The following is a 16,610-nucleotide window of genomic DNA, read 5'->3' as shown; positions in this document are numbered from 1 at the left end:
CGTGATCTCAGGCCGGTGTACACGGCGCCGTCGGAGTCGGCGGCGAAGGAACGATTCACCGAATTCACGAAGAAATGGGGTGAGCAGTATCCGGCGATCGTGCGGATGTGGGAGAACGCGTGGAGCGAGTTCATTCCCTTCCTGGACTACGGAGCCTGTTGCAGAATGCGTGTCGTCGGGCTCGTTCCGGACGCCGATCTGGGAAAATACGGTATGGCCAAGGGATACCGTCCGGTTCTGCGTGATCAGGTGTTCCTTTTGCCTCCGGATATGCGGGAGTGGCTTCCTGCCGATCACCTCGTCTGGTTCCTGTTGGAGACAATCGAGGTGCTCGACACCGGTGAATTCGATCGGAGTCGTCGCCGTGGCGGTGTCGGTGCGGCTGGTTACGACCCGCGGATGCTGCTGGGACTTCTGATTTACGCCTACTGCAGAGGGATCCGTTCCTCCCGCCAGATCGAGCGGTTGTGCGCGACCGACGTGGCCTTTCGCGTGTTGTGTGCGCAGGACGTACCCGACCATTGCACGATCGCGCGGTTCCGGGCTGAATGTCAGGACGCGTTCACCGGATTGTTCACGCAGGTGCTGATGATCGCCGGCCGCGCTGGCCTGGGGAAGTTCGGCACCGTTGCCATCGACGGCACCAAGATCCCCGCGAACGCATCGATCGACGCCAACCGGGGGCATCAATGGCTGAGCGAGCAGGTCGCGCACATGATTGCCGATGCGGAACAGACCGATACCGCCGAGAACACCCGCGTTGCGCAGCGTGAACACCGCGACGGTGAGCGGGTTCCTGACCGACTGATGGACCAGAGCAGTCGCGCCCGGCGAATCCGGGAGGCAGCCGACGAAGTCGCCACCCAATTGCAACGCCAGCGCAAGGACGAGGAGCAGCGCGATGCAGCGGCACGGGCACGGTTGGCGAAATCTCGAGCCGGTGAGCCTGTGGTCGGGCGTATCCCCGACGGTCCGCACCGGCTCGCGGAAGCACGTGCCCACCTTGCACGTGAAATCGATACTCACCAATCGAAACTCGACCGACGTGCCGCGCTGATCGCTGCCGGGAAGAAGCCGAGGGGCGCCCCACCGGTGCCCATGGAAGAGCACTCACGAATCATCCGCGCCCGACGGGTCGTCGAGGCCGCACAGGCAGCCGAAAAGACAGCATCGGCCACGAAGCCGGACAAGCGTGCACTGCCGAAGACGGTAGCCAATGTCACTGATCCGCACTCACGGCTGATGCCGACTCGCAAGGGTTTCCTTCAGGGTTACAACGCGCAGCTCGCTGTCACCGGTGATCAGATTATCGCTGCGGTGCAAATTACACAGAGCTCCAACGACATTGCATCTTTCATCCCGATGATGCGCGCAAGTCGATGCGCCGCCGAGATGCTGCACGCCGAAACCGGGCGAGGAGAACACAAGATCGGTCTCGTCCTCGCTGATGCCGGATACTGCAGCGAGAGTAATCTTTCTGCGGCCGGGCCGGAGCGGTTGATCGCGCTGACCAAAACCCGCGACCATGCGAAAGCACTCACTCAACAACCTGTGACCGGGCCACCTCCGACCGGCTCGACACCGAGACAAGCGATGTCTCATCGGCTCCGCACCCCGGAAGGCTCCAGTCTCTACAAACGCCGCGGAGCGACCGTGGAACCCGGGATCGGCAACCTGAAGAAGATCCTCGACAGATTCTCCCGCCGTGGACTGGGCAGTGCGCTGAGCGAACTCAACTTGGCGGCCAGTGCATTCAACCTGATGAAGATTCACCGAGCAACGGCCATCTGACCGGCGATTATCGGATCTCGTTGGCTAACAGAGAATTGGCAACGCAGGGCAGAATCGACGCGACCGGCTCGCTTCTTGTCTCCCCACCCATTCTGCGACAGCCTCTACGACGTCGAGATCAGGCGGGTGATCTGCTCGACCAACGCGATCGAGTCCGTCAACGCCCGATACAGGCGCGCTGTGCGGGCTCGTGGGCACTTCCTATTAGTTACGTGGAATCAGAACGAGGCTGAGACGATCTCGGCCAAGGAAACCACGGAACTGGGAGGCAGGCTTGGGAACGGTGGTGCTGGAGGAGAAGTGGCCGGTGCTCGGCAGGCACGAACGCGCGGCAAGCTGGTTGCGAGTGTGGGTCGATCTGGGTCGAGCACCGCGGACGATCGACGCGTATGCGCGCGGGCTGTCGGAGTTCCTGCAGGTCTGCGAGCACCATGGCATCGACCCGGTCGCCGCGAACCGGGCTGATGTCGCGGTGTTCGTTCGCGAGCTGACCGGGCGGGCCAGCCGCCGCGGCACGAACGTGGTGTCGATCGATTCCGGGTGCGGATTGGCAAATGCCACGATCCAGCAGCGACTGGTGCCGGTGCGGTTGTTCTTCGACTTCTTGGTGGAGGAAGGTGTTCGGGAGTCTAATCCTGTTGGTCGAGGCCGATATACGCCAGGGCGGAAGTGGGGTGGGCAGCAGCGTGGCCTGGTGCCACGGCTCGTGAAACTTCCGTGGATCCCAACCGAGCAGCAGTGGCTCGACATCCTCGCCGTCGCCGCGGCCGAGCCGCCGCGCAACCGGCTGATGCTCGCACTGGCCTACGACGCCGCGCTGCGCCGCGAGGAGCTGTGCTCCCTGCGCACCGACGACCTGGATCCAGCTCGTCGGATGTTACGAGTGCGGGCGGAGACGACGAAGAACCGGCTCGAGCGAATAGTGCCGTATTCGGCGCCAACCGGGGTGTTGCTGCAAAAGTATCTGACGCATCGAGCGACCATAAGCCAGGCCCGAGGACCGCTGTTTCTGTCCGAGTCACGCCGCAACCATGCCGATCCGTTGAGTTTGTGGACATGGTCGAAAGTGGTGCGACGCATCGCGGTCGATGCGGGAGTGCCGCAGTTCTCCACCCACACGACCCGGCATCTGTGCTTGACGGACCTGGCACGGACGGGTTGGGAACTACACGCGATCGCCACCTTCGCCGGACATCGCAGCACCGAAACCACACTCACCTATATCCACCTGTCCGGGCGGGAGCTGGCCGACAAGCTCGCTCGCGGCATGAACCACATCCACTCCTGGCGGGTGGAGATGCTGGCTCGCCTCGACGAGCAGGAGACCAGTCGCCGATGACAATGATGGTGAATCCGCAGGCAGCACCATCCGTTTGGGAGTGGCCGCTACGGCTGGATCGTTTCCAGCGCCACGGACGGCTCTCGAAGAACGAGTCCGATGCGCTGCAGACCCTCGGTTTCGACCTGCTACGGCTCGACCGGGAGCGCGAACACCCGCAGTGGCAGGCGATTGCGCGTTTGACCGCACCACTGGACGAGGCGATCGCGGCTCTGCACTGGCATCCCGACACCGTGTTCCAGCGACGGTTCGCCCGCTACGCGACCGCGATCATCCTGCACCGCTGCGGTGAGCTGGGCCGCGACTTCTGGTCCTGGTCGACGCAGGAGTGGGCCGAGCTGCTGCGCCCACAGCAGCTGCGGGAGCGTTTCCGGGGGCAGGTCGGCATGCAGGCACGTCCCTATCTGCTCGTTCATGCCTATCTGCTCACCGGGTTCACCGCATTCGATCTGGTCGGCCCGTTCGCGCGGCAGACGTTGGCGCAGCGGATATTCGGTTCCGTCAGCGTCGATCAGGCGGTCGAGCCGGTTCGCGCGGTGCTGAACGGATGGGGATATCGTGCCGCGAATCTGGAGTCGATGATCTGCACCTTGCTGCTGCTCAACCGCAGTCCGATGCTAGCCGAGCTCACCTCGCCGGCGCTGGACCGGCTGCGGGCGGACGCGGCGATCGAACGGCACTTCCACGGCCGCCACCTGCACGGCGTTCACCGGGCTCTGGCCACGCTCGGCCACACCGGCCCTCCACCGGCACCGCGATACGGGGACGGGCCCGTCCCCATCACCGGCACCGCCCCGGGCTGGGCGCAGGCGGTCGAACGCTGGCACGCCACCGCGACGGTCCAACCGAGTACCCGCGACACCCATCGCGTCGTGCTGGCCAAGATCGGCCGTTGGCTCGCCGCCGACCATCCCGATATCACCGGGCCCGCTGACTGGACACGGCAGACCTGCTCGGCCTGGATCGCCGCCGTCGACCGCATGCGTGTCGGCGACCACATCCAATCGGAGAGCTGGCGTGAGAGCCGCATCGAACAGCTCGGAAAACCATTGTCCGCGAAAACGAAACGCACCTACATCCGCATCGTCCGCACTTTCTTCCGCGATATCCAGGACTGGGACTGGATCCCGCGTCGATTCGACCCCGCGCGAGCATTGGAAACCCCGCGCAGCATCCTGGCACTGCAAGGACCCGACCCGCGAGTGATCGCCGATGACCTCTGGGCCAAACTTCTCTGGGCCGGCCTCAACCTCGATCCCGGCGACCTGCCCGCAGGACCCGGGGCCCACCCGGTCGACATGGTCCGCGCCGTCACGCTGACCTGGCTGTTCGCCGGCCAGCGCAGCGACGAAATCGCCCGGCTTCGGGTCGGCTGCATCCGCTGGCAACACGATCAGCCCGCCGTCGGCGACGACCCACAGCAGACCGACTCATCGGTCTGCCTGCTCGATATCCCTACCCACAAGACCGGCACCGCGTTCACCAAGCCCGTCGACCCGTTGTTGGGCCGGGCGATCGAAGCATGGCAGGCCCTGCGCCCCGCGCAACCACCGATGCTGGACCGGAAAACCGGTGAGAAGGTGCACTTCCTGTTCGCAGTCCGGGCCGGGCGGATCAGCAAGAACTACATCAACGACACGATCATCCCTGCGCTCTGCCGCAAGGCCGACATTCCTGCCGCCGACGTTCGCGGGCCGATCACCAGCCACCGCGCTCGCTCCACCATCGCGACACAGCTCTACAACGCCAAGGAACCGATGACGCTGTTCGAGCTGCAGGCTTGGCTCGGACACCGCAGCCCGGAATCGACCCAGCACTACGAATTACCCCGAATACCCTGGCCAAGGCATACAACGACGCCGGCTACTTCGCCCGCAACGTCCGCACCATCGAAGTCCTCGTTGACCGCGACGCGGCGACCTCCGGCGCTGCCGCCGCTGGTGAGCCTTGGCAGCACTACGACCTCGGCCACGGGTTCTGCAGCTACACCTTCTTCGAGCAATGCCCGCACCGCATGGCCTGCGCCCGCTGTGACTTCTACATACCCAAAGAGTCCAGCAAAAGCGAACTCTTGCAGGCGAAATCGAACCTTCAGCGCATGCTCGTCAGCATCCCGCTCACCGACGATGAACAAGCAGCCGTCGAAGACGGTCAAGCCGCCCTCGAGCAGCTACTGCAACGCCTCGCCGACGTCCCGACCCCGGCCGGAACAACACCACGCCGACTGACCGCCACCCCGTTGCCGATCGTCGCTGTCAACCACGGCCGACCAGCACGAATTTGACAATCTTGATTCCACAGAACCTTCGGGAAGTGCCCTCGGGCGTTCACCGCGCGTCTGATCCGCGAGTTGATCGACTCGATGGCATTGGTGGTGCAGATCAGGGTGCGAATTTCCTTGTCGAACTGCAGGAACGGCACGAACTCGGCCCACGCGTTGGTCCACAGCCGGACGATCGCCGGATACCGTTTCTCCCATGTGTCGCTGAACTCGGCGAACCGGTCGAGCGCATCCTGCTCGGACGCGGCGGAGTAGACCGGCTTGAGGTCCTTCGCGATCGCCGCCCAGTCCTTGCGGGAGGCGTAGCGGAAACTGTTGCGCAGCAGATGCACGATGCACGTCTGCACGATCGTCTGCGGCCAAACCTGCCCGATCGCCTCCGGCAGGCCCTTGAGCCCGTCACACACCATGATCAGGCAATCGCGGGTGCCGCGATTCTTGATCTCGGAGAGCACCCGCAGCCAGTACTTGGCGCCCTCCCCGTCGCCGTGCTCGCCGGCCCACAGCCCGAGGACCTCCCGGGTTCCCTCGCACGTGACTGCCAGGGCGACGTAGATCGGCCGATTCGCGACCTGTCCCTCGCGGATCTTCACGTTCACCGCATCGATGAAGATCACCGGATAGACAGGGCGGTTTCTGCCACTCGCTCATGCCCTCGATCACCCGGTCGGTGATCGTGGAGATCGTTTGCTTGGAGACCTCGGCGCCGTAGATTTCGGCCAGGTGCGCGGAGATCTCGCCGGTGGTCAGCCCCTTGGCGGACAACGAGATCACCAGGTCGTCGACGCCGGTCAGTCGGCGTTGGCGTTTGGCGACGATCTTCGGCTCGAACGAACCCTCGCGGTCCCGCGGAACCTCGATCTCGACCGGGCCGGCCTCGGTCAACACGGTCTTGACTCTCTTGCCGTTGCGTGAGTTCTCACCGTTGCGGCCGACCGGGTCGTGCTTGCCGTAGCCGAGGTGATCGTCGATCTCTCCCTCGAGGGCCGACTCGACCACCACCTTGGTCAACCGGGCGAGTAGCCCGCCCTCGCCGGTCAGTTTCAGGCCCTCCGCGCGTGCCTGCTCGGTCAGCTGCCGGATCAGCTGCTCGTCCACCGCATCCGCGGCCTCGGGTGTCGTCATCACATCAGTCACAGGAGTTATCCTCTGCATCAGGAGTTACACCATTATTCATACAGTCCCACCGGTCCAGGGTTCGGTGGTCAGGTCAAGGCTTTGACCCCTTTCCCGTGCAGTGCTTGTGCCAGTCGGACCGAGTCTCCGCTGGTCTGGCACAGGTGGGCGTGGTGCAGCAGACGGTCGACGGTGACCGCGGCGAGGGTTTTGGGAATCAACTCGTCGAACCCGCTTGGGTGCAGGTTCGACGAGACCGCCACCGATTTGCGTTCGTAGGCGGCTTCGACGATGCAGTAGAGCCCTTCGGCGGCATCGGCGCCGACCGGCAATACCCCCACGTCATCGATCGCGACGAGCTCGGCGCGCACGATCTTCGCCACCGCCTTGCCGAGGGAATCGTCGGCGCGGTGTGCGCGCACGAGCACCCCGATCTGTTCGAGGGTGAACCATGCCACCGGTATGCCGGCTTCGATGACCTTCTGCCCGAGCGCTTCGAGGAAGAGCGTCTTCCCCGTCCCGGCCGTTATCGTCGGTTTGAGCTGGAGAAACATTTCGTTTGCGCTGGTCATGACGTTTCTGCGATTGATGCAATGCGGTTGGTGGCGGTCCCTTGGCGGGTGAGTTGGCGGCGCAGGTCGAGGTTCTCGCCGTGGGCCTGTTCGAGGGCGTCTCGCAGGGCCTGGACTTCGGTGCGGTGCTGTTTCTTCAGCTCAAAGATTGCTGGCTGAGTATGTGGACGAGGGTGTTGTCCGAATCCGGCGGGGTATCGGCGTCGACCGGTCGGGCGTTGGCGCGCAGCCGTTCGATGCGGGGTCGCAGTTCGGCGTGGTTGTAGAGGAAGTCGTGGGAGACGCCGGCCTCGCGTTGGACGGCTTGGAAGGTGACGCGTTCGCCGCGTTTGAGCAGACGCCGGATGGCCTGCTCGGCATCAGCGGTCTTGGTCGACGTTGAAGATCGAGTTGATATACTGGCCTGCAACTACTTTCGTCACCAGAGCGGAGGCAGAGACGGCGTTGTTTCGCTACATCGACGGCTGGTACAACGCGCGCAGGATTCAAGCCGGTCTTCGTGGGCTCTCACCCGACGAATACGAACTCGCCTACCACGACCGGTCAGCGAGGCAGGAAGCAATATCATCCGATCCGAGTTCGTCGGAGCCAGATAGATAAGGTCTCCGGAGAAGCGGGGGAATCTCAGATCCGACTACCTCCGCCAGCGCCGACCTCAGCGGCTCGTGGCCGAACCGGTGCAAGCCTGATAGGCGTGGATGGGTCCGAGGTGGACCTGGCCACCGCGAGTCTGGCCGACGCGAACCTGACCGGCGCGACCACCTCGGGCGCGGAACCCGCCGACACGGGGAGGACTTCTGCCGCACCGGTGAGATTTTCGCTACCGGGTTTCTTTCCGCGACCAAGTTCACGGATGTGGTTTACCACGCGCGCACGAAGTGCCACCGGATGGCGTCCGACCCCCGCCGGGCCGGGACATATTTGGACCTGGGCGGCCTTCGACCCCCGATCGGAGTGTGTGGGACAGATCGTGCGGGGGCCATGCGGCTGCGCGGCGTCACCATGCCGGTCGCGCAGCGCCGGTGCTGACCGCCTTGCGGCAGGCGGGACCGGGCGAGCGGATCGCGCGCGCGTCCGTCAGTCCTCTCCGGTTGTGCGCCGCGGTTGCGCCGGCACTGGCGACGTCCGCGCTCTGTGATGAGACGACCACCGGACTCGACCCCGTCTCACACCTGGCGGGTGCTTCACATCCTGTCCGAAATCGTACGGGCTCAGGGGGTGTCACTGTTGGTGATCAGCCCCCACGCCGCTAGAGGTCGGTGCGGGCCGCGGCACTGCCGGCGGCAGCGTGTCGGCACCCGCCGCGCGAGGAGATCGGAATCTCCTCGAACTCGCCTCCGTCCAGCCGAATGTGGACGTGAGCCTCGCCGGCCACCACCCCGAGGGGGTCGAGTCCGAGCAGGCGGGCGAGGACGTAAGTGGCACTCAGGCTGGTGACGTCGCGGGTGATGCCCAGTGGCAGCAGCGAGCGGGTTTCCGCGATCACCTCCTGCTCCCCGGCCCGCAACACCAGGCGCAGTCCCGGCGCGATCCCCTGGGCGGCGAGAGAGACCGCGATGTTGTCGCGGTCGTCGGACCCGACGGCCGCCAGCGCGACGGCGCGGTGGATGCCGATCCGCTCCAACAGTGCGCGGTCCCCGCCGTGGCCGACCACCGCGGGAATGTTCAACTCCCGCACCAGCCGCAGGTTGCGGGCGTTGGTGTCGCGGTCGACGCCGACCACCGGTATCCCCAATGCCCGCAGTTCCCGGCACAGGCGCAGTCCGACCTGCCCGAGCCCGACCACGATAACGTGGCCGGAGCGGGGCAACGCGCGGGCACCGATCAGGGCGGTCAGGCGGGGACCGAGCAGCCGGTCCACCATTCCGGCGGTGAACATCGCGGTGAAGACGATGGTCATCAACATAGCGGTCGAGGCGACCAGCGCGTACGGGTCGTTGCCGTGCGGATCGGCGGCAGGCCCGACCGTGGTCACCACCCGCACAGCCTCTTCGAACGCGTCGGCGGCGCCGTGGCCCTCACCGGCCGTGAGCCACACCCAGTCCCCGATCAGCACGGCGGCGAGCCCGGCCAGGCCGGCCAGCAGGATACGGGTGCCGGTCTCGTGCGAGCGCCACAGGCCGGCCACCTGGATCGGCCAGGTCCGCCAGCCGGGGCGCGCCCGGATGGTGACCGGAACCTCGTCGAGCACCGAGCCGGCATTGCGGATGCCCCGCGGCCGCTCGCCCGCCCGTGTCACCGCCAACAGGCCGGACTCGACACACGGGCCCGCCAGCGACGGGGCGGCCAGGTCGGCGGGTGAGGTGATATCGCAGTGCGGCAGGAACCGGGCCAGCTGGTCCCCGATGGTGCGGTCGAAGATCGTCACGATCATCGGCGCCGACGGGTGAATATGTGCGGCCGCCAGCGCGTACCGCAGGGCGTGTACGTCGTCCTGGAGCAGGATCGCGATCCCCCGCACCGGCGCGCCGTCGAGGGTCCGACGAAGTTCGTCGTCGTCGGGTCCGGGGACGTGCCGCACCTCGTGCCCGCGCTGCGCCAGCGACGAGCACACCCGCCGGGCCACCGTGGTATCCCCGATCACGACGAAGGAATCTGCCGCCATGTCACCCACCCTCCGAGCTCGCGGGGAAGATCTACCTGTCCAGGACAACACCGGCGGCCGCCGTGCGCACCCCGAAGGGTGTCGGTGTGACCGATTCCCGTCGACCCGGCACCTGTGACTACCCGGACACCAGACACCGCCGCGTATCCACGCCACGAAAACCTTGTACACCGGGCACATCCCACGAGTCGGCGGTGCCGTGATCGTGTGAATTACGCGACCGTCGACACGTGTGGGAGCCTGGCCCGGGCGACCTCGCCCGGCAAGACCAACCATTCCCGCCGTCACAGCCCGCCATCGTGTGAGATTCGCCCGCACGGTGTGCGAGGATTCTTGGGTTGGTCGGCCGACTACGAAACACTCGAGTTCGTACGTACCGGGCGCCTTGTCGTCTGTGCCGGCGAACCTGCTCGACATCCATCACGACGCCGTGCATCTCGGACCTCGGGTCCGGCCCACCGTCGAACTCCGATGCATCCGGTCATGGCGCGTCGAGGGCCAACACGTTGCGGAATTGGGTGACGGCGCGGTGGTCGCCCACGACTGTGGGGCCGATCACCGGCAGTCACAATCACGATCGGTCGCGATGACGACGGGATCCGGGGCGGTGGCGCCGGCTGCCGGGGTGTTTGCCGGATCGGCGTGGTCCATCCGCGCGAGGTGGGCCTTGATCCATTCGGTGGTGTTCACCGTCGCGGCGGAAGGTCGGGGCGAGTACTCGACCGGGACGTCGGTCATGGATGCCTCCTTCTTCTGATCGGTGGGACATCGGAAAGGTGACAGCAGTCACCGGATTTTCCGCCTGCGGCGGATCATTCCGGTCGACGAGAGAAGGGGCGAGCAACCAGCACCACACCCGCCGCGAGGAATCCGGCACTGGTCACCGCACCCACGACCATCGCCGGCGCTCTCAGCGCACCGAACCCGAATACAACCGCGGAACCGGATATCCCGCCCAATACCAGGCAGAGCACTCCCGCCACCACCGTCACGACCCCGGCCACGGTCACCCTCTCGGCCCCACCGCGTGAACTCCTTGAGCCGGGGTGCCCACCGGCACCGGTCGGCACACCGGACCCCGACCGGTGAGCGGGACCGTGCGGCCTCTCCCGTGGTGGGCGGCGGGGTGTTCGGTGCGGCGCCGGGCCGGTCACCGGAGGTGGGGATCGTTCTCGGCGCCGGGACGGGGGAGGATCCGTTGGCCGGTGAGCGCCTCGACGGCGCTGGCGATGTCGGTCGTGGACAGTTGCTTGTCCGGCCGAGGGTTCGGGATGTGATCGGACGGTGGGTTGTGGCGTGATGTCTGGTTCGTCATGAGCGGGTGACCCATCCGGTTGATGTACTGGGCGGTACTGGGCGCGCAGCCCCATCGTATGCCTCGGGGAGCATCCACTGTGTTTCGAGAAGGTGAGGTCGACATGACTTCTGTCCCCCACGACCACGTCGAACAACCGGCCAGCCGGTGGAAGGCGGCACCGAAAGCGCACGTGCCACCATCTGCTATGCGCGGATGGCGGGCTCCGGATCCTCCTCAGCGGCGCGGGTTTCCGATCGAAGGCGCAATGCCGAGCCAAGACCGGGGTTCGGTGCGGTAGGCGGTCAGTCCCGCGCTGCCGGTCGTGATGTCCGGTCTCGGCAGATACGGGTCGGCCTCGGCATCGGTGTTCTCCACCTCGGCGCGCACCGCGAGGCAGGACAAGCGGGCGCAGTGATCAGCGGGGTCGGTCTGAGGCCGGATCTGATGGTGTGCATTTCGCCCGGCGCACTGGTAGCGGTCAGGGCCAGGTACCGCAGGTCGCGGCCGGGGTCCACAATCCACACCCCCGACTCGGCAGTCTCGGTCGTCGGGCGAAGCCGGCGTCGCGGCCGTCGGCGGTGACCGCGGCGAACACCTCGCCGTGCGTGCACCAGGGGCACCGTTGAACAACAGGTACATTGTCGGCGTGGTGTGGCGCAGCGCCGGACCCGAGGTGAGCCTGCAGCCACACCGCATCGGCCCGTCCGTCGCCGCAGCGGGCGGGCGGGCGCGTGAGCGCGACACCCATGCGGGCAGCCCCTGATGGTGAGGGGTGTGGGACTGGCCCGGTTGATGCTCGATCTGCCTGCATTCTGCATGAACATCGAGGCGCTCGGCTGAGCGTCGATCGAACTGCGCGAACGCCGCATCCGCGGTGGGCCCGGCTGGCGCTCGGTGCGGGGCACTGTGAGCATGCCGGCGATCCGGGCGGCGGTGAGTTCTCCGGTTTCATAGAGACGTTAGGCGAGGTCGAGCTGATCATGGGTGAGGTTGGGGGGTGTCCGCCTTTGCGCCCACGGCTGCGGGCTGCGGGCTGCGGCAAGCCCGTCACGGGGTGTGGCCATTACCTATATGACGTGAGGGCGGATTCTCCTCTTCGACTGGGGAATCGGGATATCGGCGGCACATCGCTCTTGTGAGTCACGCTCTCTCGATGTCGTAGGCTTGTTCGAGGGCAGAGACGAGAGATCATCTCCGGGTCTGTTCGCCGTGGCTCTTACGCGCGGCGGCACGGCGATAGGTCAGGATCGTCAGTTGCTCCAGCCCCATTGATAGTTCAGCAGCTTGGAGAACTTGATGCTCATCATTATCGGACTAGTCGTACTACTGGCCGCCGTCGTGATCGGATTGACCGGTGTTCTGGCCAACGCTGGAGACGCGCACTCGTTGACTGATGATTTCTCGGCCTTCGGCTACCACGTCACGGGATCGACGGGGTCGCTACTTCTGTACGGAATTGTCATCGGCGCGGTAGGGGCACTGGGGTTGGCCATGGCGCTCGCCGGTGCGCGGAGAACTGCCCGCCGCGGGAAAGAAGCGCGCCATGATCTTGCGCAGTCGCAGCGCAACACCGAATTCGTTGTCCACGAACGCGACGAACTCGCTGAGCGGAACGAGACACTCACCGAGCAACAGAGCACCAAACGCGGTGACACTCACACCTGACTGGAACGGGCGTTGGACCGACGGACTCGAGCGGTTCCACGGGTTCGATCATGCACCGACAGTATCGAGCGGTATCGACATTACGGATGGATTCGACCATGCGTGGAAGCCCGGACAGTCGGGCGTACTTGTGTGGGGCTTGGTTCACGCGCCCGGTACCTATTTGGCATGCGGTAGAACCGAATCGCACTCCATGGCGGCACCACCGTCACGGGTATTTTTGCAGACACCGGGCGACCGGCGTCGGCGCGTTCAGTCCGGTGACACAGGGAAGTGGCTCGGTTCGAGGAACACGGTGGCCGCGGTGAAGTCGAGGCCGATCTGCGTCCACCCTGCGGTGATGGTGGCGCCCAGACGTCGGGAGGGAACGACACCAGAAGTGCGGGTCGGTTCGATATGTCGGCACTCCCTCCCCCGTACGACATCGACCGTGTGCTGGGCAGGTACGGGATCGGCACCCCCAGGGCAAGTTCACCGTGACCACCATAGAGAAGAAGCACAGAGAGAAGGATCGGATGAGTCGGGGCGGTGCTGGTGTCCGCGGGCTGCGCGCCCTCGGGACGATCGGGTTGCGAGATCGATTCGCTGCCCCGATCTCTGACCTGTCGCCGATCGCAGCTCAGTGTTTGATGCGGGTTCGCGCGCGCTCGGCCGCTGCCGCGAGATCGTCTTTGGCCCGACGCATACCAGCGGTCACCTCCACCCACGCCTTCTCGCTTTTCTCCTGCAGGCCGGCGAGCTGCTGCTTCGTCTGCTCCTGCGTCGTCTTCGCGGTCTCGACTGCCGCCGACGCGCTCCTGCCGAGAGCATCGACGAGCTCACGCGTCGCTTCCTGCGCGGTCGCCGCGCGCCCCTGCAGGTCGGCGAGGACCTCCTGCTGCTTGCTCCGAAGGCTCGCGGATTCCTTCCTGACCGCTTCGGTTCCCGCCGCGACGCCGCCCTGAAGTTGATCGATCGCGCTGTCGTACGACGTGCCCAGCGCGGCGATGTCGTCGCGAACAGTTCCTGCCGTGTCGCTGGCGCGGAGTGCCACCTGATCGAGCAGCGACTGTGCATGCTCGCGGGCTGCGGTGAGTTCTTTCGCGAGCCGGGCGCCGATGTCGTCTGCGCTTGCCCGGGCGTCCTGCTCGGAACGTTTCAGAGTGTCGATGAGCGTCGAGAGTTCGGTACCGACCTTCGTCAGGAATGTGGGGTCCTCAGCCATGATTGCCGTCCTTCGTGTGGAGGTGGGCACCGGGATAGGTGTCCATCGTGGTGTCGACGGTCGTGGTGTCGACGGTCGTGGTGTCGACGGTCGTGATGTCGACGGTCGTGATGTCGACGGTCGCGATGTCGACGGTCGCGATGTCGACGGTCGTACCGGGACCATGTTGGCAGATGTGTGACAGATGACAACTGTTTCCCTATGTGGTTGTACAGGACAGACTCCAACGGAGCTACCTGAGCCGATGTCATCATTGCCAGTTACTGAGCACGCAGACGACCTGAGTGCTCGACGGAAGGACTGTCGGCCCTACTGCTGGCTCGCGATGAACGAGTCCAATCGAGAAGTCAGCTATTCGTTGCTCTTCTTGATCGGAGTTGTCATGAGCGTTCTTTCGTCCCGCCGCCCACACCGGTCCTGGTTGTCGAATCTGCCTGCCATCGCCGATTGGCCGGATGCTGGCTGGGTTCGAGTCCGTGCCGACGTGGCGCCCGTTCGAAGATCACCTCATCCGCGTCGAGGACCACGTCGAGGATGGGCACTACATCCTGCGCGCTGAACTACTGGGTGTCGACCCGGCCAAGGACGTCGATGTCAGCGTCCGCGATGGTCAGTTGACGATCAAGGCCGAGCGCACTGAAAAGAAGGAAGAAGGCACTCGATCGGAATTTCGATACGGCAGCTTCTACCGATCGATCTCCCGGTCACCGTCCGAGTCGGCGCCTACCGCCCCGGCGGGCCGGTAGCCTACGGAAATCGGCCGGACACAGCAGCAAACCGTAACGCACGTTACTCGGGACACGGTCGGCTGAACCGCGCTGATCGTCAGAAAGCACGGATGGTAACAGCGCTCATACCTAACGTCGATCGCTTGGACAAGACGGTAGGTGGATACTTTTCCGACTCCTGGAGGACTCTGCCGAGGAGCACACATGACTGCACACAAGAATCCGGGGATCGTGGTTACCGTCGACCAGCCCCCCATCGGGCATGACGCTGCCCTGTGGTCAGCCGGCCTCGCCGAACGCCTGAACTGTCCGCTGCGGATCGTCTACGTCGTGCCGGAAGCCAGCCACACGCGAGGGGACATTGCGCAGATCTTCGAGCCGACTACCACCGAGACGCGGAAGACGTCAACGGCGATCATAGACGAAGCGCTCGCGGCAGTTCGCCGCACGTTCCCCGATCTGATGTTGAGTGGCGGGTTGATCGAGGGACCGGCCTGGTGCGCGTTGGCGACTGCAGGTCAAGGTGCCCGGATGGTCGTGCTGGGCCATCCCGACATCGGGGCCACCGATGTCCTGGCGACCAACTCTCGGGCCAGCACGATGACCGAACAAACAATGTGCCCGGTCATCGTGTGGCGGGGGCAACCCGGACAGCTACCCGATCGCCGGCCGGTGGTCCTCGGTGTTGGTGAAGCCGCGGACAGCGCCGACGCCATCCGTGTAGCGTTCGAGTACGCGCATCTGTTCGAGGCCCCGCTCGTAGCCGTACATTCCCGGCCCACCCCCACAGCCACAGGTTCGGTGACAGCTCCCGACGCGAACGCGAGAGAACACGACGCCGAGCAGGACATCCTCGAAACCACCCTGTCCGCGGCGCATCGGGCGTTTCCTGACGTTGCCGTCACCGCCGCCGTCGTCCCCGACCTTCCACATACGGCACTGATCGAACGCGCCGCCGATGCTCAACTGGTCGTCATCGGAACCCATCGCCGCGAACACCCGTCGAGTCCCTTCGCCGCGTCGGTGAGCCCGTTCCTCTTCCTCCACAGCCGCTGCCCGACGATGGCCTGTCCGCCCAGCCTGCCACCGAACGACACCAGCCGAAGAGCTCGGGCGCTCACCCCGCATGCCGATGCGTCGGCGGGTGACGTCGCGATCCCTGGCATCACGATCCGGTATCTCACGCCCGATGACCGGGACGCGGTCCGACACCTGCACGAGCAGATGTCGGCAGAGGACGCCCACCTTCGGTTCTTCAGTCCCCGCCCGAATCATCTGGAACAGTTCGCCGAGCGGCTCTGCGAGCAGGACTTCACGCATCTCGCACTCGGCGCCTTCGAGGGTGACGAACTGGTCGGTGTGGCGAACTACATTGTCACCGATCCCCGGCCGGGGCGCATCACCGCCGAGATGGCGCTTGCCGTCACTGGCAACGAACAACAGAACGGCATCGGTACCCTGCTCGTTCGACGGCTGGGAACCGCCGCGTATCTACATGGCGTGGCACATCTGACCGCCGAGATCCTCGCAGAGAACACCCTCATGCTCGCGATCATCACCGAGCAGGGCTGGAGCCACGCACTACGCCATGACGGCCCTGTCGCGCACTTCGATCTCGAACTGATCTCCCACAGCGACGCACCCCCCGAGACACCCTCGAGCACGGAGGTGACCCCATCCCGGAAACGATTTCCTTGGTGAGCTCACCTTCGAAGACCCGATCACCCCAAGTATCAACTCCCCCATGCGCCCAGATCCAGAGTGAGGGCGTGCCACCGCACCGTACGAAGCCTCGGCTGTACAGGCGCACGACGTTGCACCGATTCGCGAATGGCCTTCCACAGCAGCTGAATTTGCGAGCACACGTTCCGGGGAGAGCGTCAACGCTTAGTGGTCTGATCCGTTAATTCGTCGGGGGTTGCTGCCAGGCGGTGGGGTCGGCGAGGTAGAGCCCGCAGGCGCAGTCGAGTGCGTCCTCGGGGGTGCCAGCGAAATCGCCGTTAGGCAGGACC

Annotated in this window: 15 protein-coding genes and 5 pseudogenes; 11 read left to right on the top strand and 9 right to left on the bottom strand. The window is 65.4% G+C overall.

From position 1 onward, the window contains the following. The 5 genes and pseudogenes from WAW17_RS03460 to WAW17_RS03440 all read left to right on the top strand — a co-directional run. Positions 1–150, top strand: a pseudogene (locus WAW17_RS03460) (transposase); the annotation flags it as partial. Between the two features lie 15 nt (positions 151–165). Further along, positions 166–1,791, top strand: a complete 1,626-nt coding sequence (locus WAW17_RS03455) for a transposase (RefSeq protein WP_422331614.1) — start codon at positions 166–168, stop codon at positions 1,789–1,791. 87 nt (positions 1,792–1,878) lie between these two features. Further along, positions 1,879–1,992 (top strand): annotated as a pseudogene (locus WAW17_RS03450) (transposase); the annotation flags it as partial. Positions 1,993–2,074: 82 nt separating this feature from the next. Beyond that, positions 2,075–3,130, top strand: coding sequence for a tyrosine-type recombinase/integrase (locus WAW17_RS03445; protein WP_422331613.1), 1,056 nt, complete (start codon positions 2,075–2,077; stop codon positions 3,128–3,130). Then, positions 3,127–5,358: a tyrosine-type recombinase/integrase gene (locus WAW17_RS03440; protein WP_422331612.1), complete on the top strand. Its 2,232-nt coding sequence runs from the start codon at positions 3,127–3,129 to the stop codon at positions 5,356–5,358. The genes WAW17_RS03445 and WAW17_RS03440 overlap by 4 nt, the downstream gene beginning before the upstream one ends. Positions 5,359–5,437: 79 nt before the next feature. Here WAW17_RS03440 and WAW17_RS03435 read toward each other — a convergent pair. From WAW17_RS03435 to WAW17_RS03425, 3 genes and pseudogenes are all read right to left on the bottom strand, one after another. Then, positions 5,438–6,566 (bottom strand): annotated as a pseudogene (locus WAW17_RS03435) (IS256 family transposase); the annotation flags it as partial. 50 nt (positions 6,567–6,616) lie between these two features. Continuing rightward, positions 6,617–7,051 (bottom strand): annotated as a pseudogene (locus tag WAW17_RS03430) (ATP-binding protein); the annotation flags it as partial. Between the two features lie 184 nt (positions 7,052–7,235). Then, a complete protein-coding gene (locus WAW17_RS03425; RefSeq protein ID WP_422331611.1) occupies positions 7,236–7,508 on the bottom strand; it encodes a DUF6262 family protein in 273 nt (90 codons plus the stop codon). Between WAW17_RS03425 and WAW17_RS03420 the strand changes: the two genes are divergently transcribed. Then, complete coding sequence (locus tag WAW17_RS03420; RefSeq protein WP_422331610.1) at positions 7,478–7,699, top strand: IS3 family transposase; 222 nt, start codon at positions 7,478–7,480, stop codon at positions 7,697–7,699. The two genes, WAW17_RS03425 and WAW17_RS03420, sit on opposite strands and share 31 nt — an antisense overlap. A 649-nt stretch (positions 7,700–8,348) precedes the next feature. On the opposite strand, the gene WAW17_RS03415 is transcribed toward WAW17_RS03420, so the two are convergent. The 5 genes from WAW17_RS03415 to WAW17_RS03395 form a co-directional block, all read right to left on the bottom strand. Next, the gene (locus tag WAW17_RS03415) at positions 8,349–9,704 is read right to left on the bottom strand and encodes a potassium channel family protein (RefSeq protein WP_422331609.1); all 1,356 of its coding nucleotides are present in this window, start codon (positions 9,702–9,704) and stop codon (positions 8,349–8,351) included. A 555-nt stretch (positions 9,705–10,259) separates the two neighbouring features. Then, positions 10,260–10,442: a hypothetical protein gene (locus WAW17_RS03410; protein WP_422331608.1), complete on the bottom strand. Its 183-nt coding sequence runs from the start codon at positions 10,440–10,442 to the stop codon at positions 10,260–10,262. A gap of 74 nt (positions 10,443–10,516) precedes the next feature. Continuing rightward, on the bottom strand, positions 10,517–10,714 hold the full coding sequence (locus WAW17_RS03405) for a hypothetical protein (protein WP_422331607.1): 198 nt from the start codon (positions 10,712–10,714) through the stop codon (positions 10,517–10,519). Positions 10,715–10,854: 140 nt separating this feature from the next. Then, complete coding sequence (locus WAW17_RS03400) at positions 10,855–11,019, bottom strand: hypothetical protein (RefSeq protein WP_422331606.1); 165 nt, start codon at positions 11,017–11,019, stop codon at positions 10,855–10,857. 216 nt (positions 11,020–11,235) lie between these two features. After that, positions 11,236–11,403: a hypothetical protein gene (locus tag WAW17_RS03395; RefSeq protein ID WP_422331605.1), complete on the bottom strand. Its 168-nt coding sequence runs from the start codon at positions 11,401–11,403 to the stop codon at positions 11,236–11,238. A 220-nt stretch (positions 11,404–11,623) separates the two neighbouring features. On the opposite strand from WAW17_RS03395, the gene WAW17_RS03390 reads away from it, so the two are divergent. Both WAW17_RS03390 and WAW17_RS03385 read left to right on the top strand, forming a co-directional pair. Further along, complete coding sequence (locus WAW17_RS03390; RefSeq protein ID WP_422331604.1) at positions 11,624–11,764, top strand: hypothetical protein; 141 nt, start codon at positions 11,624–11,626, stop codon at positions 11,762–11,764. 533 nt (positions 11,765–12,297) lie between these two features. Then, positions 12,298–12,666 (top strand): hypothetical protein, encoded by a 369-nt coding sequence (locus tag WAW17_RS03385; RefSeq protein ID WP_422331603.1) that lies wholly within the window; start codon positions 12,298–12,300, stop codon positions 12,664–12,666. 619 nt (positions 12,667–13,285) lie between these two features. On the opposite strand, the gene WAW17_RS03380 is transcribed toward WAW17_RS03385, so the two are convergent. Continuing rightward, complete coding sequence (locus tag WAW17_RS03380; RefSeq protein ID WP_422331602.1) at positions 13,286–13,870, bottom strand: hypothetical protein; 585 nt, start codon at positions 13,868–13,870, stop codon at positions 13,286–13,288. Between WAW17_RS03380 and WAW17_RS03375 the strand changes: the two genes are divergently transcribed. The 3 genes and pseudogenes from WAW17_RS03375 (at position 13,869) to WAW17_RS03365 (ending at position 16,299) form a co-directional block, all read left to right on the top strand. Then, positions 13,869–14,051, top strand: a complete 183-nt coding sequence (locus WAW17_RS03375) for a hypothetical protein (protein WP_422331601.1) — start codon at positions 13,869–13,871, stop codon at positions 14,049–14,051. The genes WAW17_RS03380 and WAW17_RS03375 overlap by 2 nt on opposite strands. Positions 14,052–14,252: 201 nt before the next feature. Further along, a pseudogene (locus WAW17_RS03370) lies at positions 14,253–14,571 on the top strand (Hsp20/alpha crystallin family protein); the annotation flags it as partial. Between the two features lie 231 nt (positions 14,572–14,802). Beyond that, a complete protein-coding gene (locus tag WAW17_RS03365; protein WP_422331600.1) occupies positions 14,803–16,299 on the top strand; it encodes a GNAT family N-acetyltransferase in 1,497 nt (498 codons plus the stop codon). The last annotated feature ends 311 nt before the right edge of the window (positions 16,300–16,610 follow it).

It is taken from the genome of Rhodococcus sp. (in: high G+C Gram-positive bacteria) (genome assembly GCF_049286785.1).
In the GTDB taxonomy this organism is placed as follows: Bacteria; Actinomycetota; Actinomycetes; order Mycobacteriales; family Mycobacteriaceae; genus Rhodococcus_F.
The sequence above is the reverse complement of the archived record's forward strand: the minus strand, read 5'-3'. Positions and strand labels throughout refer to the sequence as shown.